The organism is Bdellovibrio svalbardensis (genome assembly GCF_029531655.1).
In the GTDB taxonomy this organism is placed as follows: domain Bacteria; phylum Bdellovibrionota; class Bdellovibrionia; order Bdellovibrionales; family Bdellovibrionaceae; genus Bdellovibrio; species Bdellovibrio svalbardensis.
Genome location: NZ_JANRMI010000001.1, coordinates 772,803 through 794,845 on the forward strand (window position 1 = coordinate 772,803; position 22,043 = coordinate 794,845).

21 protein-coding genes are annotated in these 22,043 nt (G+C 46.2%); 16 read left to right on the forward strand and 5 right to left on the reverse strand.

The genetic code is table 11. The features are described 5' to 3' along the window. Positions 1-182 precede the first annotated feature (182 nt). Positions 183-473 carry a hypothetical protein gene (locus NWE73_RS03735; RefSeq protein WP_277576936.1) on the reverse strand — a complete coding sequence of 97 codons (291 nt, stop codon included), beginning with the start codon at positions 471-473 and terminating at the stop codon, positions 183-185. Positions 474-681: 208 nt separating this feature from the next. On the opposite strand from NWE73_RS03735, the gene folD reads away from it, so the two are divergent. The 4 genes from folD to NWE73_RS03755 are packed head-to-tail and all read left to right on the forward strand — an operon-like array spanning position 682 to position 5,102. After that, complete coding sequence (gene folD / locus NWE73_RS03740; protein WP_277576937.1) at positions 682-1,542, forward strand: bifunctional methylenetetrahydrofolate dehydrogenase/methenyltetrahydrofolate cyclohydrolase FolD; 861 nt, start codon at positions 682-684, stop codon at positions 1,540-1,542. A gap of 19 nt (positions 1,543-1,561) precedes the next feature. Beyond that, positions 1,562-2,602, forward strand: coding sequence for an aromatic ring-hydroxylating oxygenase subunit alpha (locus NWE73_RS03745; protein WP_277576938.1), 1,041 nt, complete (start codon positions 1,562-1,564; stop codon positions 2,600-2,602). Positions 2,603-2,652: 50 nt separating this feature from the next. Continuing rightward, positions 2,653-3,795 (forward strand): esterase-like activity of phytase family protein, encoded by a 1,143-nt coding sequence (locus NWE73_RS03750; RefSeq protein WP_277576939.1) that lies wholly within the window; start codon positions 2,653-2,655, stop codon positions 3,793-3,795. 2 nt (positions 3,796-3,797) lie between these two features. Next, positions 3,798-5,102, forward strand: a complete 1,305-nt coding sequence (locus tag NWE73_RS03755) for a class I SAM-dependent rRNA methyltransferase (protein WP_277576940.1) — start codon at positions 3,798-3,800, stop codon at positions 5,100-5,102. Between the two features lie 88 nt (positions 5,103-5,190). Here the strand turns inward: NWE73_RS03755 and NWE73_RS03760 are convergent, their stop codons facing one another. Continuing rightward, positions 5,191-5,562: a cupin domain-containing protein gene (locus NWE73_RS03760; RefSeq protein ID WP_407652933.1), complete on the reverse strand. Its 372-nt coding sequence runs from the start codon at positions 5,560-5,562 to the stop codon at positions 5,191-5,193. 196 nt (positions 5,563-5,758) lie between these two features. On the opposite strand from NWE73_RS03760, the gene NWE73_RS03765 reads away from it, so the two are divergent. The 10 genes from NWE73_RS03765 to NWE73_RS03810 all read left to right on the forward strand — a co-directional run bounded on the left by NWE73_RS03765 (position 5,759) and on the right by NWE73_RS03810 (position 16,802). Further along, entirely contained in the window at positions 5,759-6,445 is a 687-nt protein-coding gene (locus NWE73_RS03765) for an ABC transporter ATP-binding protein (RefSeq protein WP_277576942.1), read from the forward strand. A 2-nt stretch (positions 6,446-6,447) separates the two neighbouring features. Further along, on the forward strand, positions 6,448-7,755 hold the full coding sequence (locus tag NWE73_RS03770; protein ID WP_277576943.1) for an ABC transporter permease: 1,308 nt from the start codon (positions 6,448-6,450) through the stop codon (positions 7,753-7,755). Further along, on the forward strand, positions 7,756-8,496 hold the full coding sequence (locus tag NWE73_RS03775) for an outer membrane lipoprotein-sorting protein (protein WP_277576944.1): 741 nt from the start codon (positions 7,756-7,758) through the stop codon (positions 8,494-8,496). It abuts the gene before it with no gap. Between the two features lie 10 nt (positions 8,497-8,506). Next, positions 8,507-9,829 (forward strand): ABC transporter permease, encoded by a 1,323-nt coding sequence (locus NWE73_RS03780; protein WP_277576945.1) that lies wholly within the window; start codon positions 8,507-8,509, stop codon positions 9,827-9,829. Continuing rightward, entirely contained in the window at positions 9,822-11,090 is a 1,269-nt protein-coding gene (locus tag NWE73_RS03785) for a hypothetical protein (protein ID WP_277576946.1), read from the forward strand. Before NWE73_RS03780 ends, NWE73_RS03785 begins: the two co-directional genes overlap by 8 nt. A gap of 14 nt (positions 11,091-11,104) precedes the next feature. After that, on the forward strand, positions 11,105-12,211 hold the full coding sequence (locus tag NWE73_RS03790) for a GNAT family N-acetyltransferase (protein ID WP_277576947.1): 1,107 nt from the start codon (positions 11,105-11,107) through the stop codon (positions 12,209-12,211). Next, the gene (locus NWE73_RS03795) at positions 12,208-13,182 is read left to right on the forward strand and encodes a hypothetical protein (protein ID WP_277576948.1); all 975 of its coding nucleotides are present in this window, start codon (positions 12,208-12,210) and stop codon (positions 13,180-13,182) included. Before NWE73_RS03790 ends, NWE73_RS03795 begins: the two co-directional genes overlap by 4 nt. Continuing rightward, positions 13,182-14,048 (forward strand): HesA/MoeB/ThiF family protein, encoded by an 867-nt coding sequence (locus NWE73_RS03800; protein ID WP_277576949.1) that lies wholly within the window; start codon positions 13,182-13,184, stop codon positions 14,046-14,048. The genes NWE73_RS03795 and NWE73_RS03800 overlap by 1 nt, the downstream gene beginning before the upstream one ends. Before the next feature lie 205 nt (positions 14,049-14,253). Beyond that, a complete protein-coding gene (locus NWE73_RS03805; protein WP_277576950.1) occupies positions 14,254-15,018 on the forward strand; it encodes a M48 family metalloprotease in 765 nt (254 codons plus the stop codon). Between the two features lie 83 nt (positions 15,019-15,101). Next, a complete protein-coding gene (locus NWE73_RS03810) occupies positions 15,102-16,802 on the forward strand; it encodes a c-type cytochrome (protein WP_277576951.1) in 1,701 nt (566 codons plus the stop codon). Here the strand turns inward: NWE73_RS03810 and NWE73_RS03815 are convergent. From NWE73_RS03815 to NWE73_RS03825, 3 genes are read right to left on the reverse strand one after another with little or no spacing between them, the layout of a single operon-like run. Continuing rightward, a complete protein-coding gene (locus NWE73_RS03815) occupies positions 16,789-18,036 on the reverse strand; it encodes a hypothetical protein (protein ID WP_277576952.1) in 1,248 nt (415 codons plus the stop codon). The genes NWE73_RS03810 and NWE73_RS03815 overlap by 14 nt on opposite strands. Continuing rightward, positions 18,033-18,971 (reverse strand): hypothetical protein, encoded by a 939-nt coding sequence (locus NWE73_RS03820; protein ID WP_277576953.1) that lies wholly within the window; start codon positions 18,969-18,971, stop codon positions 18,033-18,035. The genes NWE73_RS03815 and NWE73_RS03820 overlap by 4 nt, the downstream gene beginning before the upstream one ends. Before the next feature lie 39 nt (positions 18,972-19,010). Then, a complete protein-coding gene (locus NWE73_RS03825) occupies positions 19,011-20,009 on the reverse strand; it encodes a coiled-coil domain-containing protein (protein WP_277576954.1) in 999 nt (332 codons plus the stop codon). Between the two features lie 101 nt (positions 20,010-20,110). Here NWE73_RS03825 and NWE73_RS03830 point away from each other — a divergent pair, with 101 nt between their 5' ends. Beyond that, complete coding sequence (locus NWE73_RS03830; RefSeq protein ID WP_277576955.1) at positions 20,111-20,665, forward strand: SLBB domain-containing protein; 555 nt, start codon at positions 20,111-20,113, stop codon at positions 20,663-20,665. Then, positions 20,665-21,951 (forward strand): O-antigen ligase family protein, encoded by a 1,287-nt coding sequence (locus NWE73_RS03835; protein ID WP_277576956.1) that lies wholly within the window; start codon positions 20,665-20,667, stop codon positions 21,949-21,951. Before NWE73_RS03830 ends, NWE73_RS03835 begins: the two co-directional genes overlap by 1 nt. The last annotated feature ends 92 nt before the right edge of the window (positions 21,952-22,043 follow it).

Sequence of the window (22,043 nt, forward strand, 5' to 3'; positions counted from 1 at the left end):
GGCGTTCTCCTGTGGAAGAAGGCCTTGAGCAAAAAGTGGAGAGAGGTGAGGGTGGAGTTATGAAGAGACTGGATCCGAGCAAAAAAAAGTCCGGATTGACCGGACTTTTTTGCACTCCGGCTTCACCGGAGTAGGGCTTTTCTGCACTCCGTCTTCGCCGGAGTATATCCAACAGAGTCGGACTATTTCTTTTTAGCAGTTTTAACTGCTTCAGCTTTTTTCGCGGCTGCTTTTTCTTCTTTGGCAGCAGCTTGAGCTTCTTTCTTCGCGTCGGCTTTTTTCGACTTACGAAGCATGATAATTCTGTCTAGGATCTCGTAAGATTCTTTTTGAAGATCATTTTCGAACACAAAGCGGTAGAAACCTTCAATTTCCGGGCTTTGGCGGAACTTTTTAAGGGATGTAGGAAGGCTGTCTGACTGAACGAAGTCGATGGAACTGCCATCTTTGGAAAGCTTAACTTTTTCTGCCATTTTTAAATCCCCTGTCTTTTTAAGAACTTGTACAAAAAGGGCGGCACCGAAGCAAGGAAAAAGCTTGGCTCCTTGGCGGGGACGAAGGGTTTAGGATTGGACTATTCCTGACTAAATCATTGAATTTCTTTAGAAAATGCTGGAAATTGAGGTCTCATTAATCAGGCCCAAGAAATGGACCAATACTGAATCGACAGGCGGAGGGACGATGCTTATTTTAGATGGCAAAGAAGTGTCTAACAAAGTGCGTGCGTCTCTTTTGCCTCGAATTCAAAAGTTCGTTGAAAAAACGGGTCGTGCCCCGCAATTGACCGTGGTCATTGTGGGAGATGATAAAGCCAGTCACATTTATGTGCGCAATAAGAAGATTGCTTGTGAAAAGTTAGGAATGAGTTCGACCATCCTGGCTTTGCCCGTGACGACGACTCAAAGTCAGCTGAATCAGACACTTCACCAGTTAAATCAAGACCCTACAGTTGACGGCATTTTGGTTCAGTTTCCATTGCCAGCCCACCTGAGCAGCCATGAGGTCCTGGAAATTGTTTCCCCGGATAAAGATGCGGACGGTTTGACTTACAAATCCATAGGCTACTTTTTTGCGGGACAACCGATTGTCAGACCTTGCACGCCAGCAGGGATCATGACGATTTTGAAGCATTACAACATTTCAGTTGAAGGTCTTCGCGCTGTTGTTGTTGGACGTAGTAATATTGTCGGCAAACCGATGGCGCAGATGCTGACCGAGGCCAATGCCACCGTGACAGTTTGTCACTCCAAAACCAAAAACTTAGCGCAATTCACTCGTGAAGCCGATCTTGTTGTCGTGGCCGCTGGTAGAGCGGGTTTGCTGGGTAAAGATGATTTTAAAAAAGATGCCATTGTGATTGATGTAGGAATGCACGGCTCGGGAATGGGTGGGAAACTCTGTGGAGATGTGCGTTTCGAGGAACTTCATGGTTGGGTCGCGGCAGCGACGCCCGTCCCCGGTGGAGTTGGGCCTATGACGATCACAACTCTTTTACAAAATACTTGCCTCCTAGCAGAGAAAAGGGCACGTCTTTCCGTCTAGACAAGCGTAGGAATATTCAATGTATACAGGTTTTTTAAAGAACGTATGGTACGTCGCTTTGCCAAGTCATGAAGTGGCTGTTGGTAAAGCAGTGGCTCGCAAAATTATGAAAGAGCCGATTGTGTTTTATCGCGATTCAAAAGGCAAAGTCGCAGCAATGCGAGACATCTGCCCTCATCGCGGAATTCCTTTGAGCTACGGTCGTGTTGTCAACGATCAACTTGAGTGCCCTTATCACGGGTGGAAGTTTGATTGCACCGGCACTTGCACAGAAATTCCTTCTTTGTTGCCGGATCAAGATTTGAATCCCAATAAAATCAAAGTGCGTTCTTATCAAGTGCATGAAGCTCAAGGCATCATCTGGGTTTTCATCGGTGATAAAAACTTTGATATGAGCAAGGCTCCTCAGCCTCCAGTGATGAAGGCCTTTGGTGCGGATGTGAAGCCAAAGTTGGATTTCGTTGTGAACTTCCCATGTCACGTCGATCACGCGGTGATCGGTTTGATGGATCCAGCGCATGGTCCTTATGTCCATAAAAGCTGGTTCTGGCGTTCTGAAAAATCCATGTTGGAAAAGAAAAAGAAATTTGCTCCGGTGGATTTTGGTTTCTCGATGGTTCGCCATCAGCCATCTAAAAACTCCAAAGCTTATAAACTTCTGGGGGGCGTACCAACCACAGAGATCACATTCACTCTTCCTTGCGTTCGTATCGAACACATTGAGGTGGGCGCTCGCAATTTCTATTCTTTCACGGCATTGACTCCGGTGGATGAAATGAATACGCGAATCACTCAATTGGTGTATTGGGACATTCCTTGGTTGAGCCTTTTGAAACCGGCGGTGAAAAAGTTCGGTCATGTTTTCTTGGGACAGGATATGGATGCTGTCACTAAGCAACAAGAAGGTCTTCGCTATGACCCTAGCTTGATGTTGATCAAAGACGCCGACACTCAGGCAAAATGGTACTATGCTTTGAAGACAGAATATCATGAGCATCTTGAGCAAAATCGCGAGTTCCAACATCCTGTGAAAGAAACTGAGCTTCGTTGGAGAAGTTAACAGAGAACTTGATAGCGAAGCTAACTGAGAAGTTAAGGGTGAAGTTAAGAATGAAAACGGTTTTATTGTCAGTTGCCTTGGTTCTAGCAAGTACTTCCGCGCACGCTTTGCGTTTGGAGTATTTTGGCGAGACTTCGATTCCAACAGGAACGAAATACGAAAAGACCACGATTGGTGGTTTGTCTGCAATCACATGGCAGAACAACACTTTGTATGCCTTGTCTGATGATAAAGGTCGCGCGGGTGACCCTCGCTTTTATGAATTTGATTTGAAGTTGGGCCAGCAAACTGAGACCGCGAAGGCGGGCATTAAAACCGACGGTAAAAAAACTGTAGTATTAACTCCAAAGGCTGTTCATTTTGTTACGAATCTTCCTAAGGAAGGTGAGCGCAAAGCTTTGCTGGATCCTGAAGGATTGGTTCGTCTTCCCGATGGGGACCTTCTTATTTCCTCTGAAGGCAGCAACGATGCGAAGCCTCGCGCGATGCCTAGAATCTTTAGAGTTACCGCAACGGGCGAGTGGAAATCTGACTTCCCAATTCCCGATAAATATCTTCCAGAAACCATAGGTCAGCAGACGAAAGGCATTCAAAACAATTTGGCTTTTGAAAGTCTCACGTCCATTGCTGATGGCAAGTTTGTCTTTACCAGCACAGAATCTTGCCTGGCTCAAGATATCGTCAGTGGCAAAGAGGCTGAAGGCGATACCATTCGTATTTTGAAATTCGAAGACAAAGGCCCTCTGGGGTACAAACCGGTCGCCGAGTTCGCTTATCATGTGGACGCTTTCAAAGATAACCAGAAGGGCCCTGAAGTATTCCGTGGGGTTTCTGAGATCCTTGCTCTTTCTGAAACCAAACTGTTGGTGATGGAAAGAGGCGTGCGCATGGTGGGTAAGAGCTGGGCGCAGACCATCGGAATTTACCTGGTGGATTTGTCGAAGGCCACCAACACCCTAGAGATCAATAAACTGGAAGGCGCTAAATACCAAGTCGCAGACAAAGTGAAGTTGATCGATTTTGAAACTGATTTAAATAAGGAACGTTCTGGAAAAACAATTCAGAACTTTGAAGGCCTCGCTTGGGGTCCGACTTTGCCAGATGGACGTCGCAGTCTTTTGGTGATGGTCGATAATAATTTTTCTAAATACGAACTGACTGAGTTCGTCGTGTTTGCAGTTGAGGGCGAATAATTATGATGACAGTGTGGAGACTTCGTACCGGAGCTGATAAACGTATTCGCAGTGGACATCCTTGGGTGTTCTCAAATGAGTTGTCGGTGTCACCAAAAGGCCATGTGCCAGGGGCACCGGTGGAATTGCAAGATGCCAAAGGCCAATTTGTAGCGCGCGGTTACGGCAATCCTCATTCGTTGATTGCTTTCCGGGCTTTGACCTTCAATAGCCAAGATGCTCAACCGACCGGTTTTGATTTCCTCCACCAGAAAGTCTTGGGAGCATGGCGCGTGCGTAAAGCCGCGGGTTTCCGTGGCAGCTTCCGTCTTTGCTTCGGTGAATCTGATTATATTCCAGGTTTGGTTTTGGACTATTACCTCGTTGATCAAAATGGCAAAAAGGCGCAGGTCTTTGTTGCTCAGCTTGTGACGGCGGGCATGGATACAGCTTTGCAAAATGCGGAAGAGTTCTTCAAAGGTTTGGTTGAAAAGGCCAAGGCCCAAGGATTCTCTGACTTCACTTGGGAGCAAACAGCAGTCGTTATTCGTAACGACGTCGGCATTCGTAAATTGGAAGGCATGACAGTCAATGAGCCGAAAACGATCAAAGATCTTGAAGGCTTTAATCTGGAACATATCGAGATTCTTTTGAACGCGGCCGGTGATGATGGCGTTATCAAGATGAGCTGTGACCTGAAGGAAGGCCAGAAGACGGGTTTCTTCCTGGATCAGACTCATAATATTTATTTGGCTGTGAATTTATTTAAAAGCTGGGCGAAGCAGCAGAATGTCAAATCTGTACGTGTCTTAGATCTTTGTTGCTACGTCGGTCACTGGGCGACTCAAATCACTCGTGCATTGAAGGCCCAAGGTCTTGAGGTGGAAGTGCACTTGGTCGACGTTTCTAAAACGGCTTTGGCTTTTGCCAAAGAAAATGCCGAACGCGAAGGTGCAAAAGTTGTCGTTCATCAAATGGATGTTTTGGAAGGCCTGCAAAACCTTCCAAGTCAGCACTATGATATCGTCATTGCCGATCCGCCTGCGTTTATTAAAGCGAAGAAGGACATTCCAACCGGAAAAGCCGCGTACATTAAGATGAACACTCACGCCTTTCGTCTTGGAAAAAAGAACGGCTTCGTCGCATCTTGTTCTTGTTCGGGATTGTTGGAAGAAGAAGAGTTCCGCGATGCTATTCGCAAAGCTTCATTAAGAAACTATTCCGAAGTGCGCAGCGTTCTGCGCGGTGGCCATGCTGCCGATCATCCGACATTGATGCAGTTCCCAGAAGGTTTCTACCTGAAGATGTACGTTCACTACGTCATGTAATCGAAGGGGTACGGACACACTTATGGTGTCGCAATCGCGTCATTTCATAACGCAACTGCGACACCATAAGTGTGTCCGTACCTAAGCTCTAGTGTTTGTGGGCGGTTTTTTTAGCGTAGTCGACCATTCCTTGGAAGTCGACGATGACGGCGGGCTCATTGCCAATCACCCAAGCGTCATGGCCCGGAGGAACGAGTGAGATGTCGCCTGGTTTGCAGTCGATCTCCGTTCCATCATCCATTTTAATTCTGAGAGTACCAGAGACATGATATTGAAAATGGGGAGCTTCGCAGCTTTCTGTTTGGGCGAATTCTTTTACAGACTTCGACCATCGCCAGCCAGGTTGCAGAGTGGCTCTTCCTACGACCGCGTCTCCGAATTTCACCAATTCCAGTTTACCCAGAGGGAAGTCCCGAACTTCCTCGGCTTTACCGAAGTTTTTTGCCGCTAGAGCTCCCATCACTTTTCCGAACTCTTTGGAGCCTGTTTCTTTTTGGGTAGCACCCGTTGTTTGCATTGCCATAAAAGCCTCCTGAGAAAATCTTACTCTCAATAGCCAGGGACAGCGAGAAGGCTCAAGTCTGGTCACCACATCCAAGGTCGGGCTGCAACACTAAGTTCTGCCTTTCTTGCTAAAAGAAATTCATGATTGAGGGATGAATTCACAACCTATTGTAAAAGTGCAGCAAGTCGTAAAAACCTATCAACTTGGTGAAACAGAAGTGAAGGCTTTGCGAGGTTTGAACTTAACCTTGTTCAAAGGCGAATTCACCGCGCTGATTGGGGCTTCCGGTTCCGGAAAAAGTACTCTTCTAAATTTGATTGGCTGTCTTGATGAACCAGATCAAGGCGTTGTGGAAATTGAAGGCCATGATATCTCCAAAATGTCTGAGCAAGAGAAAAGCCATCTGCGCAACCGTCGCGTGGGCTTTATTTTTCAGTCCTTCAATTTGATTCCGGTACTATCGATTTTTGAAAATATTGAGCTTCCATTGATTGTTCAGCATGAGCTTTCTGCGGAAGAAAGAAAACGCAGAGTCGAGCAGGCGATTCAGGACGTGGGTTTGGAGAAGTTCCGTGACTACTTCCCCAATAAGCTTTCCGGAGGACAACGCCAAAGAGTGGCGATTGCCCGCGCGCTTGTGACAGAGCCGGCTTTGATTTTGGCTGATGAACCCACCGCAAATCTGGATTCAGACACCGCTCATAAAATTATCGATCTACTCAAAGAGATCAATCAACGTCGTCATGTGACCTTCTTCTTCTGCACCCACGACGAAAAATTGATGGGGCGTGTAGGCCGCGTGGTGCGAATCTCTGACGGACAGATTGAGACGGAATAATAATGGAATCATTAAGCTGGAAACTGGCCTTCCGGAATCTTTTGCGCAACAAGCGTCGCAGTCTTGCGACGGGCATTGCTATTTTGACTGGATATGTTGGTTTGGTTCTTCTGGGCGCTTACTTGGTCCGCGCGCAAAATGGTTTGCGAGCCTCCAGTGTTTATTTAAATCACAAAGGTCATATCGCCATTGTGAAGAATGACTCGTTAACGTCTTATTTTTCTAAGCCGAAAAAGTATGTGATGAATGCCGAAGAAGTCACTTCTTTGGAGAACGTCCTCAAAGGCAAAGCGGATGAGATCGAGTTTACGGGTAAGTATCTGACCGGTACGGGACTTATTTCGAATGGGCATAAATCGGTGCCATTTTTAGCTTTGGGATTTGAACCTGCAGTCTATCAGAAAACCAATCTTCACCCGGAACCTTTGAAGTGGGCCAGTGACTGGGTTTTGCGCAAAGAGGGCGACAAGTTTGATGATTTCGTAAAGAACCCTCTGCAAATATCGATCACTCACCGCATGGCGGAATTGTTGGGATTGCCCCAGGATCTGTCGAATTTGCCGGAAGCCACTCGCACAGTGCAACTGGCCGGGAAAAGTTTTTACAACGATTTGAATGCGGTGAATGCGGATCTGGGCTCCGTGCATACGACGGGCTTGTCTTTATCTGAAGATACTAGTTTGCGGGCTCCCTTGGCGCTGTTGCAGCAGCTATATGCAACGGATGGCATTGAGTATCTTGCGGTCTATTTGAAAAATGTCGGGGATACGGCATCGTTTAAGAAGTGGTTGCAAAAGGAAGTGAAAGCCCAAGGTCTTTCTTTGGAAGTCTATGCTTACAATGACGACGCCTGGAATTCCTACTTCGTGGGATCGATGGGATTTCTGTACGTGATGATCACCTTCTTTATTTTCCTGATCTGTGGGGCGATTATTTTGTCGATTGTGAACTCAACCACGATGGGGCTTTTGGAGCGTCTTAAAGAGATCGGAACTTTAAGAGCGATTGGGTTTTCACCGGGTAAAGTTTCAAGTCTGTTTGTTCAGGAAGTCTTCTTGTTGGGCTCCATCAGTGTGGTGTCGGGCTTGATCATTTCATTGATCATCGCTTCAGCGGTGAATTCTGCCAACATTCAGTTCAGTCCTCCGGGAACTCAAGGATCGATTCAGTTTCTATTAATTTTAAATGTCAGTCTTTGCTTGGGGGCGGCACTTTTCCTGATCACTCTCACCACGGGCAGCGCTGCCATTGTAAGCTATATTAAAAACAAATCTAAAATTGTCGAACTACTAGCAGATACGGGAGCTTAAATGAAAACACTTTTCTTCGCTGTTCTTATGGCAGCAAGTCTTTCTGGCACTAAAATGGCTTACGCCGATATGGCCTCTGATCTTTTAAAAGCCTCAGACGGAGCACGCGGTGGCGTTGCCGGTGGTTTGACTTGGAAAACGAAGATTGAGACGACAGAAGATGGGGAATCTTCAGAGCGTGAGTTTATCATTAAAGCAAAGGATCACGATGCTTTGGTCGAAGCAACCAGCCCAGCTCGCACGAAGGGTGAAATCTATCTGTTCAACGATCGCAACATGTGGTTTTTCAAGCCAAGTCTTAAAAAGCCAGTGTCGATTTCTCCTCGTCAAAAATTGAGCGGCCAAGCGGCTAACGGGGATATCGCGAGTACTCACTATGCTCGTGATTACACAGCGACCTTGGAAAAAACTGAGACTCGCGGCGCGGATAAAATCTATGTCCTGATGTTAAAAGCAAAGTCTCCGAATCTGACTTACGATCAGATTCGTTACTATATTAATGGAAAAACCAAACTTGCAGAAAAAGCTGAATTTCTGACTTTGCAAGGTCAGGTCTTTAAAGTGGGCGAGATGGAGTACAATAACTTCATCACTATCGGCGGTAAGAAATCTCCGTTCGTAAGTAAAATGAGCATCGTGGATGCGAAATTCAAAGAAAATAAAAGTGTCATCAATTACGAAGAGCCAAAGACTGAAAATCACGCGGCGGCTTTGTTCAATATCAATAATTTGAGCCGTTAGGAAGAGATCCATGCAGCAGCGACTGATTTCCTTAGCATTCAGGAACGTTCGGGTGAATTGGCGCCACTCTTTGTCGGCGTTGCTTTCGGTCGTTGCGGCTTTCTATTCAATCGTCTTTTTTGAAGGCTATATTCGCGATGTCGCGGATCTGTATTACGACGGTTATCATTCGCGAAATATGTTCGGGGACTTTGTCGTGGAAAACGCCAAGGCGCAGACTCCGGAAGGCCGGGCTGAACCCTTTATGTTTGCGGTGACCAGCCCTGAGCAAAAAGCTCTTAAAGATTTTGCAAACAAGCACTCTGATATCGTCGATGCTTCAGCTCGTTTTTTAAATCTTCAGGGCATGGTGACCAACGGGAAAACCTCTGTGATTTTCTTCGGTAAGTCTATGGACATCGAAGAAGGAAAAAAGATGCGCCAGCCTGATTGGGTTTGGAATGCACTCTATGGCAAGCCACTGCATATGGTTGCAAATCCGAATTCATTACTTGTGGGGCAAATTTTGGGACGCTCGTTAAGCTGTCACACCAAGCCCACACAAATTATGAGCCCTGATAAGGGCTATATCGCGGAAGAGCGTCCTTTTGATTGTGACTCTCCTCAAGTGCAGCTCAGTGTGACGACGGAATCAGGACAGCTCAATGCCATGGATTTTGATGTCGCAGGTTTTGTCGATGGTGGTTATCAGGAAATCGACAACCGCTATATCATGATGCCATTGCCGGCGGCGCAACAGCTTATGAACACCGACAAAGTGTCCTATGTCACCTTCTTGATGAAAGATCAAAAGTACGGTTCGCAATTTATTAAGTTGTTCAATGAAGAGATCGGATCCACATTCAAAGACTTGCGTTTGACTCGCTGGCAAGATCATCCCGTGGGGGAGTTGTACCGAAAGTCGATTGATTTGCTTTCTGTATTTAGAAATTTTGTCGTGATCATCATTATTTCGATTACGACTTTGTCTGTGGCAAATACCAAGATTAAATCTATCAAGGAAAGAACGAAAGAGATCGGCACGTTGCGCAGCCTTGGTTTCTCACCCGGTTCGATTCGCAGCATCTTCATGTGGGAATCTTTTTTCTTGTCAGCCTTTGGGGTGTTCATTGGCGCGGTGGCGGCTTTGGTCACAAGCTTTATGGTCAATCATGCAGGTATCTATTATAAAGCGGGCCTTCTTTCGATGCCGGTTCCTTTTCATATTAAGGCGGAGTTGTCAGTTTATCTCATTGCAGCCGCTGCTTTGATTTCGATTGGTGTTGTCGTCACAGCGGTCGTTTGCCGAGGCACTTTGCGCAAAAAGATCGTGGAGAATCTGGGGCATGTTTAAAGCCTGCGTGAGGCTTTGGCCAGTTCTTCTTCTTTTCAGTTCTTTGACGGCGCAAGCCGCGAAGAAGTGGGACTATCGCAATACTTTCGAGAGCTATCTCTACTATACAAATTCAAGTCCTTTGGATAACGGTGTGAATCCCGGCAATCAGATCCTGGGATTGCCTGGTCATACGGGTGTTGTGGATCTGCGCGATGATTTCAACATTCTGACGTCGAAAACCAAATGGGTGGTTCGCCCTCGTTGGACTTTGACATCCACCAAGACAGAAAAGCAAAATCCGTCTTCAAGCTATACAACCTCCCAAGGCAAGCTGGATCTGACCAGCGGTTATTTGGACTGGGATCTGTCGGAAAAGTGGAAGGCCGTCGTAGGTCTTCAGGTTTATCAATGGGGCCCTGGTGAATTCATCAATCCTTCGAATGTGTTTTTCCATTTTAGTAACGATCAAAGAAGTTTTTTCTATGTTCAAAAAGGTTTGGTATTGGCGCGGTTGAATTGGACTCCGTCACCGAATTGGAGTTTGGTGCTGATTGATGAACCGATTAGCAATAACGAGCAGCCTTTTCAGGTGGAAAAAGATTTCCAGCCGAAGTCGACCTTGAAAATTGACTATCACACCGATGGAAGTTCCTCGTTGGGTGCAGTGGTAGGAACAGAAGGCTATGGCCGTCCGTTCTTTGGTGAGTACTTTACCTGGTATTTGACTGATGCTGTCTCTTTCTATGCAGATCTTCGCCATCTGGTTGGCAGCTACACCTATGATCCTTCCATGGACTCCAACGGATTTATTCAGTTGGTAGAAACAGATCCCAATTCAGGGCAGATGTTCACGATTGCAGACTGGGGACTTCGCTATGAAGGTCGCGTCGATTTCCGCATGGAGTGGTTTTACAATGGGGTCGGCTGGGATAAAGAGGCGTTGAAGTACGCCATACAAGGCATTACTTATCCCAACCCTTATCTGGTCAATAATCTAAAGCGCTACTCTCATTCCGGTCTGGAGCTTCCAGGCCAGAACTACTTCTATCTGTCTTTGCGAATCCCTGACCTCGGGAAAAAGAAAGATGCCAGTCTTTACATGAGAAATATTTTATCGGCTCAAGATCAATCCGGAGTGTTTCAAGTCAGCGCAGATAAAGCGCTGAGTGACAGCTGGACAGGGTATCTTGAAGTCTTAAGCTCTTACGGTGCTGATATGACTGAATTCCGTCTTCTTTACGGAGTTCAAGGTAGTGTCGGACTTCGTTGGGCTTTATAGAAAGGTCTGCACACATGGTTGAAATCAAAGAGAAAGACTTCGAAAGTTTCTTTAGAACTCCCTTCGAAGTGTATCCCAAGGACTTTCCTTTTGTCTCTCAGTTGAAATCAGATCTGAAACGCTTTTTAAGCATGGAGAATCCTTTATTTAGAACAGAAAAGGATTTTTCCTATTTCACTGCGTTCAAAGACGGCAAGCTGGCAGGCAGAATCCTGACTCATATTCATCATGCTTCCAATGAAAAGTATAATTGGAATAGATCCTATTATGGCTTTTTTGACTGCATTGATGATGTGGAAGTGGCTCGTGCCTTGTTGGAAAAAGCCGAAGCTTTTGGTAAAAGCCATGGCTGCAATGAAGTGATTGGTAACTTCAATATGACAGCGATGCAGATGATTGGCGTCGTTAAGAAAATTCATAAAAACTATCACTATACGGATCAGGTCTTCGCGCCGGTTTATATCTCGAACTTATTGGAAAAGTGCGGCTATCAAGAAACCTTCCCCATGGTGACTCATGAGGTGAATGTTGAGGCCTTCAATCCTGAAACTTTGCTGGGACCAAAACAAAAAGAGATCATGAACAATCCGGCCTACACGTTTGAGAAACTCAAGGGTGATAATCTGGATCACGTGATGGAAGCGATGAGACAATGTTTGAATCATGGCTTCTCTGAGAATCCCATGTTTGTACCTTTGACGAAGGAAGAGATTTACTTCCAAGCCAAGGACATGATGATGATCATCGATAAAGAAACGTCTGTGATCGCAAATTATGAAGGGAAACCGGTTGGGGTTTTGATTTGTATTCCGAACTTGAATCCCTTCTTGAAGGGAATCAAATCCAAGTTCGGCATCACGACTCCGTGGCATTTCTTATTGCATAAATTACGTCGCGAATCGGCGACGATCATTTTCTATTCTGTGTATAAGGAATTTCAATCTCGCGGTCTGAACGGCGTGATGTTGTACGATATTATGTCGGCCCTGAAACGCAGGGGTTATAAGCGCTTTGGCGGTACTTGGATTTCATTGGATAATCACGCCTCTCTTCGCCAGGCAGACAAGTTGAATGCGGAAGTCATGCATGAGTTGTGTTTATACAGAAAGTCCTTGGTATGATTCAAAAAGAACAGATTCTAAAGGCCGCAAGCCTCAGCATTAGTGCCCACAATGTTCAGCCATTTCGTTTGGCCTTTCCCTCACAGGAACTCATTGAGATCTATGTCGATTCGACGCGATTGTTGCCAATCGGGGATCCGCACTTTAAAGATCTTCGTCAGTCACTTGGGGCCTTTGTTGAAACTTTGCATATCGCTCTTTCCGTGCGAGGCTTTGACATGGAAGCCGTGGAGATTCACGAAAAGCCTTCCGACAGGCAGCCGATTGCCAAACTTAAGCTGCAATCAAGCGCCTCGGTGGATTCTCTGCATTCGCAGTTGAGCGAGCGCTTCAGCTATCGCGGGAAGTTTGCACAAAAGGCTTCAATCTCACAAAAGGTTGTGACTGGCGAACGTTTCACCTTGGAGTTTCTAACAGATACTCAAGACATCAAAGACATTGCAAAGCTATTTGATGATGTGAATTATCAATTCCTGACCTTGCCTGGATATATCGAAGAACTCTATTCCTGGATGCGCTTCAGTCCCTCTCATCCTCGTTGGGCCACAGATGGTCTAAATACCGAGTCGATGAGTCTGGCGGGAGTGGAGGCTTGGGGCGCTTCCGTAGTTTTGAAGGCTGCGGTCTTCAAATTCCTGGCGAAGTTGGGATTGGCGAAAGCATTGGTGAGTGAAGCCGGGCAAATTCAATCTGCTTCGGGTTTGGCGGTTATATTGTCTGATTCAGACAAAGACTTCGACAAGGGCCGTGCCTTTATGCGCGGATGGTTGACGTTGACCCAACAAGGTCTTTACGGAGCTCCGCTGTCTTTGCTGACTGATGATAAAAAAGCCTTGGAGGTAGTTGCAGGCAAGCTTGCAACTAAAGGAAAATATATCGTCAACGTTCTTAGAGTGGGTCCGTTGCCAAAGGGCTATAAGCGACCAGCCAGTGCTCGTCTTTCATGGCAACAATTGGAATGGGGCAAATAATGTTTAGCTACGACGAATTTGTCACCCGCAATTTGGGTTTCATCACAGAAGAAGAACAAGCGAAGCTTCGCCAAAGCACCATTTTCATTCCTGGGGTGGGTGGAATGGGCGGCGCTGCCTTGGCCTGCCTTGCCCGTTGTGGCGTGGGCAAATTTATTATTGCCGATATTGACACATTCGAGGTCAGTAATTTCAATCGTCAGATTTTTTCAAACCTGGATACTGTGGGTGAATCCAAAGCGGAAGTTTCCAGACAGGCTCTTTTGAAAATCAATCCAGAACTGCAATTGGAAGTATTGGGCGGCGAATGGCCCGACCGACTTTCTGAGATCCTTCCCAAAGTGGATTTGGTTATCAATGGCTGTGATGATGTCAGAGCAACTTTGCTGTTGATGCGTGCCGGTCGCGATCATGGAAAGACTGTGATCGATGCTTTTGCTTCGACCTTGCCGAATGTCTATGTGGTGAGGCCTTCTGATCCGCGTCCTGAGGAGTTTTTGAGATTTCCATCCGTAGGACTTCGTCCTGAAGGTTTGACCGATGCGATGGTGAAAGAATGCTCGGGCTTAGAGATGGAATATGTTCTGACTCACTCTTCGACCTCTGAAAATGTGGTTCTTAAGTACGCGGCAGAGATGATCACTGGAAAAAGAAAACGTATTTCCCTGGCGCCGATGGTGTGGGGAACTGGAATTATGATGAGCTATGAAGCTCTTAAGATTTTGCTCAACAAGAAAACCTCCGCAAGTCACAAAGGAATCTTCTGGAATCCATGGAAGATGCGTGTGGAGAAGCCTTTGAGGTTCCCACTTTCTGTGATCAAGCGAAGCTTCGTTCGCAAATTCCTGCAAAGTCTGGCGGGCTAGAACTCCGTTAGCACTGTCTCATTTTAAGACTTAAAGATCGATATTCTGGCGCCCTCCTTGCTCTTGATAAAAGGCAGTGAGGGCGGCGCGACTGTAGTGGCCCTTTATTGATTCTGAAGAAAAATTCATGTCTATGATTTTACTAGATGTGATCATTTTTTGGATTTGGGTGTTTGCACAGTTATAACTTCAAGTTGGAGGCCTGATGTCGTTCAAGAAGCATTTTCTCGCGAAAGTTCTTTGTGCCTTTCTGTTAGGTTCTCAAGCTCAAGCTTCTGCTTTGCAATATGCAATGCCCGATTTTTACCTTGGAAAAGCTGTTCGAGGTATTTTGAAGGTGGCTAGCGAAGTAGGATACCACCAATATGATGTTCTCGATGCACCCACTCAATACGCTAAAGCCCAAAGTGCTTTGGATAATATTTATCGCTATCCAGCTTTCAAATATACTTACAACAAAGCGACGATTCTTATCATCAGAGGCGTGGAGGGAGAACCAAACGGTTTCTCTTTTGGTTCTTATATGTTTCTTACCAAGAGTATTGTGGATTTGTTAACGACCGAACAGTTAACGGCGGTTATCGCACATGAACTTGCTCACTCTGAAAAGGCTCATAACCTTCAAAAAACACCTTTGCCATTGGAAGCCACTGCCTATCAAATGAAGACGATCTATGATGCGGTAAAAGAGGGGCGTTGGCCTAAAGGAAAAGAACTGGTGACCTCAATCCAGGAGATCATTCAAACCAGCGGTCTTGCGTTGGAGATTCAGGCTGATTGTATTGCGGCTCAACAGTTGGAGCATATGAAAAGCCAGGGTCTTTCCAACCGAGCCACTGATCTTATTTCCGCAAGCAATGCGGTGGCCGGCGTGGATCTCACGAAGGACAACTCCGAAGACCCGGCTGCGGTTCGAGTGCGCATTCTGATGAGCCAAGGTTATCTGCAGGGTTCTTGCGATATCTTCTAAGAGAGTTCCCATATTTTTTGGTCCTTCCTTTGCTTATTCATTGAGTGAGTTAAGAATTGCTACTTAAAACAAAGGAATGGCTTATGACTGGTCTAAAACTATCAAAGGTTTTGACGGTGCTGTCAATTTGCGCGGTTTTCACAGGTTGCATAGAAACCCCTTGGGATTCGTTGGAACTCAATCGATATCGTGAGAAAAACGGCGAACAAAAGAATATGGGCCAAGTTCGCTTTATCTACGACAGCCTCAACTCCCTGTCTTTGGCGGGATTGATGAGTACGAACATTCTTCCTTTGAAGGTCTATGGCACGGCGCTGTTGTTGGCCGATGAGCAGACCTCCCGAGAGAAATTGGATGGCAGCTATCTTCCGAAGGTTATGCAAAAGTATGGATTCATTCGCGCCGAAAAAATCGTCAACTGGCGTTCGGATCTGGCGGTTGAGCCGCAGTTGGATGGCAGCAAAACCTTGGGCTTTGTTCGTCAGAATATCGAAGCAAATATCCTGGGAAAAAGATTAGGCCTTGAAGTGGCCAATATCACCTGTGCGGCCTGCCATGGTGGCGTGACTTATGATGCTCAGGGGATGCCGACTCGCAATGTCTGGTTGGGCGCGCCGAACAGTTCTTTGAATTTCGATGGTTTCTTGGGAAAGATCTATCAAGGTCTGATCATTGCTTTGAAGGATGAAGCGAAGTTTCTCAAGAAGATGAAAGAAGCTTATCCGCAGATGGATGATCTTGAGTACAAGACAATTTCTAAAGACTTGATGCCGATCATTCGCAAAGAGATCGGTAAGATGGCTGCGGCCTCTGGAAAAGTCTTGCCGTTCCCGAATGGAGGAGCGGGTATCACCAATGGCGTGAGCGCATTTAAGCGTGATGCGAACCTCTTAAGTAAAGAGCAGAAGTACAACTTCAATCCTCATGAAGCGGGCTTTGTTTCGATTCCTGATATTTCCTATCGCGGCTTCCGTTCTTCACTCACCTACGATGGAGCTTACGGCATTAAAGGGACGGAGCGTTTCCGCACCGTTGAAAAAGAACAAGCTTACAATCCTGGCTACGGAGCAAAGTTGGCAGAGTTGGCAAGCTTCTTCACCTTCTCTGCGATGGGTAACACCATGGGCAATGCTGAAAAGGCGATTCCTCGCGTGAAGGAAATTTTCTCAGTACTTCAGCAAAATCGAGCGCCGAAATATCCTGCGATGATTGATGAAGACAAGGCATTGCGTGGTTCGCAGGTCTTTGCAGAAAGCTGTTCAAAATGTCACGGAACTTACAGTGCAGGAATTAACAATCCTGAGCTGTTGAGTTTTCCAAATAAATTCATGCCTTCAGATGTGATCGGTACGGATCCTCTTCGTTGGCAAAAAGTGGATAAGAGCATTTCTGATTACAGTCAGAAGACGGCCCTTGGCAAACATGTTGATGCCGGACACTCTATGGGCGGCTATGTGGCGCCGATTCTTTCGGGCTTGTGGTACACAGCTCCGTATCTTCATAACGGTTCTGTTCCAACTTTGTGGCAGTTGATGAACCCGGAACTTAGACCTTCCAAGTTCCAACTCGGTGGTCATGCCCTGGACATGCAGGATTTGGGAATTCGCGGTGAGATCAATGAGGATGGGAAATATGTTTACCCGCAAGATTATACACCGTGGAGTTTGCCAACGGATTATGACACTTCAGAGCCAGGCAGATCCAATAAAGGTCATGAGAAACAGTTCTCGCGCCTCACTCAAGAGCAGAAGCGCGATCTGATCGAATATCTTAAGTTGTTGTAGTGCGTTCAAGCAGCTTTGCATAGTCGCGGATCAAGGCAGTCTTGGTCTCGACAATCTGGCTGTAAGCGACGTAAGGAATATGCAACAAGAGCAGATCACCACTTTTCGCGGAAAGCAGGCAGGCATAGGTCATGCCATTTTCATCCAGCAAATGCTGGATTTGTTCATAGATCTGCACTTCTTCTCGCGGTAAATTGGCTTTCTTCGCCTCGTCGGAAAGCAGCTGGCGAATATCTTCCAGATTGAATAGATGAGTCTGGTGGAGGCTGAACAAATTGATAATCTTAGGGATGTCATAACCCGTCAGATCCGCCGCTGACAAAATCTTGATATCCGTTTTGGCGAACACTTCAGAAATCTTATTTTTAAGGCTGGCCAGATCAAACTTTTCGGAATCGACGAATTGATGCACGTATTTGAAGAAGTCGTCGTCACCATTTAAGAACTTCACCGCAGAATGAATGCGGAAGACTAAAAGCACATCGACCAAGAATACATACATGCGGAAGCCGACATCCCAATTGAAGTCTTCAAAGAGCAAAGAGGCTGGAATTAAAAGAATCGCAGCGAATAAAAGAGTCTTTCCGAGCTTTCTTAGAATAAAGCTGCGGTCTTTGACCAAGGCTTGGTTAAAGAGCGAGAAGTAGGTGAACAGCAATCCGCCTAAAGCACCCAGCTTGGGAATATGGGGCAGACCATAAGTCGTTACGTCCGAAAGGAACAAAGGTCCCAACAGCAGAAGTCCCAGGATGCTGATATCCAAAAGGGTATTCTCGGAGCGACTGTGCTCTCTGCGGTTTCGCAGCAAGGCCGTCAAGGCGACAAAGATTTGAGCGCCCAACATAAAGATTCCGAAGGCAATCAAATGCGGGCGATTTCCCGACAAATGGTTTGCCAGAGCATCAACAATAAATATCAAACTGCCCACAGCCATATAAAGTTTTAGCCAAAATGGCATATGCTTTCTAAGGAGTCCTTCAAAGTAAAGGAATACAAAGAAGGCCAGCCAAATACCGGCAATATAAGTCGCACCACCGAAGGCCCGAATATCGAAGGCAGTTAAAGGGAAGCGCACCACAAACAAAGCCAGCATGGAGGCCAAGATCCCCCACATGCGAATCTCCAAAGGATTCAACGATTCTTGGCGATAAAGACGGCGAAGCGCGGGCCAAATACCCAAAGCACCTAAGAGTGACAAACACGCATCGAAAATCTGCAGGTTTTGATTCATCATTTGCGTGGCCTCAAACTTCCCATTTGCTTGCTGGTAGAGAACCACTGGATCACGGGAACCAAAGAGAATTCAATGCAGCTAAAGAGCACTTTATAGATCAGAACCAAGAAGGAGCCCTTGGGAATTGTGTGAACCATATAGTGGTAATAGGTTTTCACATCCATTTGACCGAGCTGAAGAATATCATCCCCGCGGTCATAATCTAAGGCCGCCTTGGTGAAATCATTGTAAATGGGATTGCGATGCTTCGGAGCTTGTTCAAATGTTTTCTTCAAGTTGTCGCTTCCGCCGGTGTAAGCATTCTTCAAGACAAAAGCCTCTTCATCAAACTCGGCATCTTCGCCGACTCCGAATACATAGCGATAGCGGGTGGTGATTTCCCGAGCCAGCACCAGGTGATCATAGGATCTGCGGGTATTTTGCAGAGGATTTGGATAAACATTCCCGAAGCTTTCAGAGACCATTCCAATAATCGCGGGGACTTGCGTGACGTTGCTAATCCAGACCGGCTTGAAACGATTTTTGATAAACAGCAGGAAAGTAGTTAACCCATAAAGGATCCAGGAAAGACCTTTGGCGCGAGCCGAAGGATCGACGGCAACCAGTCCCAAGTGCACAACTTGCTGGGCATGACCGCGCACAGTGCAATTCATGATCGTCAAAGCATTGAAGGCAAAAGGTTTTCCCGTCGGCCCATCGTAGATCAGGGTAATCACAGCATTGTCCAGGGCTTGTTTGCTGCCTTGGACGATTCCATAATCCAGTTCGCCGATATTGAGAGTGCGAACAACAGTTCGTAAATCTTCGACAAGATTTTCAAGTTGCTGAGGCGTCATCCACAAACCCGGGCGCTCAAGCACGCGGGTGATATGAGATTTTTTAGAGCCCAGGGTCAGATCAAAATAAGGTTTGAATAAATTTAATGGATTGATCACTCCTCTAGTTTAGAAAACCAAACTAGAGGAGGACAAGACTTAACCTTGCGAGGTCTGGGTCTGTACGACTTGTTGTGCGGCGGCTTGAGCCATTTGCGCCACAGCCATCTGCGCCTGTTGAGCTTGCTGATGGTAGTAGTTCAATTTCGCAACATATTCTTTCAAAGCGGTGTTCTCTTGTTTTGAGATACCGGATTGAGTGAGAGCCTGCTGTAAATGACTGTAGTAGTCCTGAGCTTCCAAAGTCTTCTTATCGAGGGCCATTTTCATCTCGATAATTTTTCCTTCAGCGACTTCCATCAAGTTTTTCAGAACGTCGTTTTGCTGGGCCGCTGAAGACTCGACCTCGCTGAAGGCCGTGGAGATTTTCTCAATCTCTTGATTCAAAGATTCGATTTTTTCGTCTCTTTGAAGGATTGTTTCTTTCATCTCTTCAACAGTCTGTTCCAATTCGTGCTTCGAAGTTTTCAAACTTTGAATTTCGTTTTCGAATTGTTCCTGTTTTTCTTCCCACAAAGCCTGTTCGCGAGCGAAAGCAGATTTGGCTTTCGCAAGTTCCATCGCGGTCTCTTCTTTCAAAGCCTGATTAAGATCGAGGTCTCTTTGTAGAATTCTTGTTTTGTCGAAGAGGGCTTGGCTGTACTTCTTTTCTTCGCTTTGCATTTGCATCGCGCGTGCTTTCAAACCTTGAATTTCAAGTTGCAGTTGCAAACTGAGTTCCAAAGATTTTGCCAGATCCGCACTGAGTTTTGCGTTGTTGCCGCGTTCAGCACTCAGTTGGTCCGCAAGCAGCTGCATCTGAGCATCCATCGTTGCAGGTCCGTAAGAAACGTTTTCGAGAGTTTTAATTTTCTCGCGCAGCTCTTCTTGTGAGCCCTTCAAGTCTGAATGAAATTTCTTCATCTGAACTTGCATTTGCTCGTATTTCGGTTGAGGAGGAACAACTTCTTCCTCGGACTGATTCGTGCTCAGCTCGTTAAGTTTGTTGCAGATTTCATCAAAAAGTTTTTCGTGCTCGGGAACTGACGTTGTCATCATTTCATAATTGTTATGCACAGACCGAAGTCAAGTCATCGAAATTTATTGACAAGAGTCTAGGGTCTCGATGTAGGTCCAGTGTAGCAGGAGGAATTTTTTGTATGAATTTGCAGAAAAGCATGTGCCTTGTGACCGCGTTTATTTTTTCTTTGAGTTCCATCGGGTATGCCCGTGCTGAAGAAACGGGATTGTTAAACGACATCAAGCCTCCGCAGCAGGCATCGGAATATATTTTCCGTTCCTCACAAAAGGAGTCCTTGATCACCGTTCAGCTGATGGGTGCCGTGAATAAGCCTGGGATCTATTATGTCCCTCAGAACACGGACTTGTTGAAGTTGATCACTCTTGCCGGTGGATCAACTACAGCGGGTGACGTCAGTGAGGTTTTGGTTCGTAAGCAGGAGCCAAAGTCTTGGGATGAGGTGAAGTCGAAGGCGATCAATGAATACCAAGGCGCTTATGAGGTGAATGCTGAAAAGATCATCAAGTATGGCGGAGCTCGGCAACTCAAGCTGGCGCAAGATGATTTTGTGTATGTTCCACAGAAATCAACTTGGGTTTCCGGCGAAGCGACCAAGACGATCACGGTTGTTTCCTTAGTTGCCGGTATTGTCCTGACGGGACTGCTGATTCAAAAAAATTCGGATCATAAGTAATGATAAGAGCCCGCGACGGACGCATTTTATTTTTAATAAAAGCCCTCGTGGCCTTGGCATTTCTCGCCAAGGTTTCCTTTGGCGCGTTGTTGCCTATTCCTCGTGAAGTTCCTTATTTGATTTTTCAGCAAGGCATGCATCCCTATGTGAATGTGCTGTTTTCGGTACTTCTGGGTGGACCTTTGATTCTGCTATGGATGAAGGTTCGCGACCGGCAACACTTGAGTGGTTTTTATAAACTGTTTGTTTTTGTCTTGATGCTGACCCTGATGGTGCAAACACTTTTGCAAATCCATTATGTCAATTCAGATGAGTCCCCGATGATCCAAGTTGGTGCGGTGCTGGTGTCCTTGTTCATGGTGGTGGTCTACGGATTGGTCATTCCCAGCTTATGGCCCGTCGAGGAATTTTTGCGGTTTGTGCAGCGTTGGGCCGGAGCTTTGGTGATCATCTCTCTTTTACTTCTTCCCGTTGCCGGAGGAGTGGTGTTTAAAGGGGGGCGATTCATTGGCGTCTTCAAGCACATTCCTCACATGGTGACCTGTGCCACTGTCGCTTATATTTTTTCATTGGGAACAATCTTAACTGATTGGAAACTGAAACATAAGATTTGGGATGTGGTGGTTTTGGTTGCAAGCTTCCTTGCCATCATTCTTACGGGAACGCGTTCTTCTGCGGGGGCTGCTGTAATCGCATTTGTGTTAACGATGATTCTGCATCAAACCCAAACCAACAAGGGGCGCATCTTTAAGTTTGCGACTATTTGCTTTATCGTCACTTTCACAACTTTTTTTGGTATGCAAACTTATGACTTCGCACATGGCATTGCCACTGGCGAAAACTCTTTGGGTTCACGTCAAGCGCAGGATGGTATTGCATCGCGGATGGAGGAAGTTCAGCGCGGCACCGAAATTTTCCTGGAGCATCCTTGGCTTGGGCATGGATTGATGTCCAAGTTTGCAGCCGGTAATGAAGTCGATGTTTCGAACTACAATGCGATGAAAGATCCTCACAATATCTTTGTGTCCGCCGGGGTTGTGGGGGGCTGGCCTTTGCTTATTTTAGCGGGTGTGGCCTTAATATTTATGCTTTTGGGCTCACTTAAGGCTCTCAAGTCCTTTGATATTGCCAAGAGGGCTATTGCTATCTATTTGCTTTCCCATATTCCTATCCTCGTGATCTATCACATCCATCTGTCTATTGGCGGGATGGCAGATCGAATGTATTGGTTGGTCTTTGGAATCCTAGCGGCCTCTGTGACAATTCCGCGCCCTGCGCAGTACTAATTTCAAAGTCTTAATCCTCATTACAGATTAAACACAGGTCAACCTTGTCAAACAGTGGCACAACCAATGCTTGGACAATTCATTGCGGAAGG

What these genes read in the sequence shown, in the direction of transcription:
- NWE73_RS03735 (WP_277576936.1), bottom strand. Translation starts at nt 473, where the DNA reads ATGGCAGAAAAAGTTAAGCTTTCCAAAGATGGCAGTTCCATCGACTTC.
- folD (WP_277576937.1), top strand. Translation starts at nt 682, where the DNA reads ATGCTTATTTTAGATGGCAAAGAAGTGTCTAACAAAGTGCGTGCGTCT.
- NWE73_RS03745 (WP_277576938.1), top strand. Translation starts at nt 1,562, where the DNA reads ATGTATACAGGTTTTTTAAAGAACGTATGGTACGTCGCTTTGCCAAGT.
- NWE73_RS03750 (WP_277576939.1), top strand. Translation starts at nt 2,653, where the DNA reads ATGAAAACGGTTTTATTGTCAGTTGCCTTGGTTCTAGCAAGTACTTCC.
- NWE73_RS03755 (WP_277576940.1), top strand. Translation starts at nt 3,798, where the DNA reads ATGATGACAGTGTGGAGACTTCGTACCGGAGCTGATAAACGTATTCGC.
- NWE73_RS03760 (WP_407652933.1), bottom strand. Translation starts at nt 5,562, where the DNA reads ATGGGAGCTCTAGCGGCAAAAAACTTCGGTAAAGCCGAGGAAGTTCGG.
- NWE73_RS03765 (WP_277576942.1), top strand. Translation starts at nt 5,759, where the DNA reads ATGAATTCACAACCTATTGTAAAAGTGCAGCAAGTCGTAAAAACCTAT.
- NWE73_RS03770 (WP_277576943.1), top strand. Translation starts at nt 6,448, where the DNA reads ATGGAATCATTAAGCTGGAAACTGGCCTTCCGGAATCTTTTGCGCAAC.
- NWE73_RS03775 (WP_277576944.1), top strand. Translation starts at nt 7,756, where the DNA reads ATGAAAACACTTTTCTTCGCTGTTCTTATGGCAGCAAGTCTTTCTGGC.
- NWE73_RS03780 (WP_277576945.1), top strand. Translation starts at nt 8,507, where the DNA reads ATGCAGCAGCGACTGATTTCCTTAGCATTCAGGAACGTTCGGGTGAAT.
- NWE73_RS03785 (WP_277576946.1), top strand. Translation starts at nt 9,822, where the DNA reads ATGTTTAAAGCCTGCGTGAGGCTTTGGCCAGTTCTTCTTCTTTTCAGT.
- NWE73_RS03790 (WP_277576947.1), top strand. Translation starts at nt 11,105, where the DNA reads ATGGTTGAAATCAAAGAGAAAGACTTCGAAAGTTTCTTTAGAACTCCC.
- NWE73_RS03795 (WP_277576948.1), top strand. Translation starts at nt 12,208, where the DNA reads ATGATTCAAAAAGAACAGATTCTAAAGGCCGCAAGCCTCAGCATTAGT.
- NWE73_RS03800 (WP_277576949.1), top strand. Translation starts at nt 13,182, where the DNA reads ATGTTTAGCTACGACGAATTTGTCACCCGCAATTTGGGTTTCATCACA.
- NWE73_RS03805 (WP_277576950.1), top strand. Translation starts at nt 14,254, where the DNA reads ATGTCGTTCAAGAAGCATTTTCTCGCGAAAGTTCTTTGTGCCTTTCTG.
- NWE73_RS03810 (WP_277576951.1), top strand. Translation starts at nt 15,102, where the DNA reads ATGACTGGTCTAAAACTATCAAAGGTTTTGACGGTGCTGTCAATTTGC.
- NWE73_RS03815 (WP_277576952.1), bottom strand. Translation starts at nt 18,036, where the DNA reads ATGATGAATCAAAACCTGCAGATTTTCGATGCGTGTTTGTCACTCTTA.
- NWE73_RS03825 (WP_277576954.1), bottom strand. Translation starts at nt 20,009, where the DNA reads ATGATGACAACGTCAGTTCCCGAGCACGAAAAACTTTTTGATGAAATC.
- NWE73_RS03830 (WP_277576955.1), top strand. Translation starts at nt 20,111, where the DNA reads ATGAATTTGCAGAAAAGCATGTGCCTTGTGACCGCGTTTATTTTTTCT.
- NWE73_RS03835 (WP_277576956.1), top strand. Translation starts at nt 20,665, where the DNA reads ATGATAAGAGCCCGCGACGGACGCATTTTATTTTTAATAAAAGCCCTC.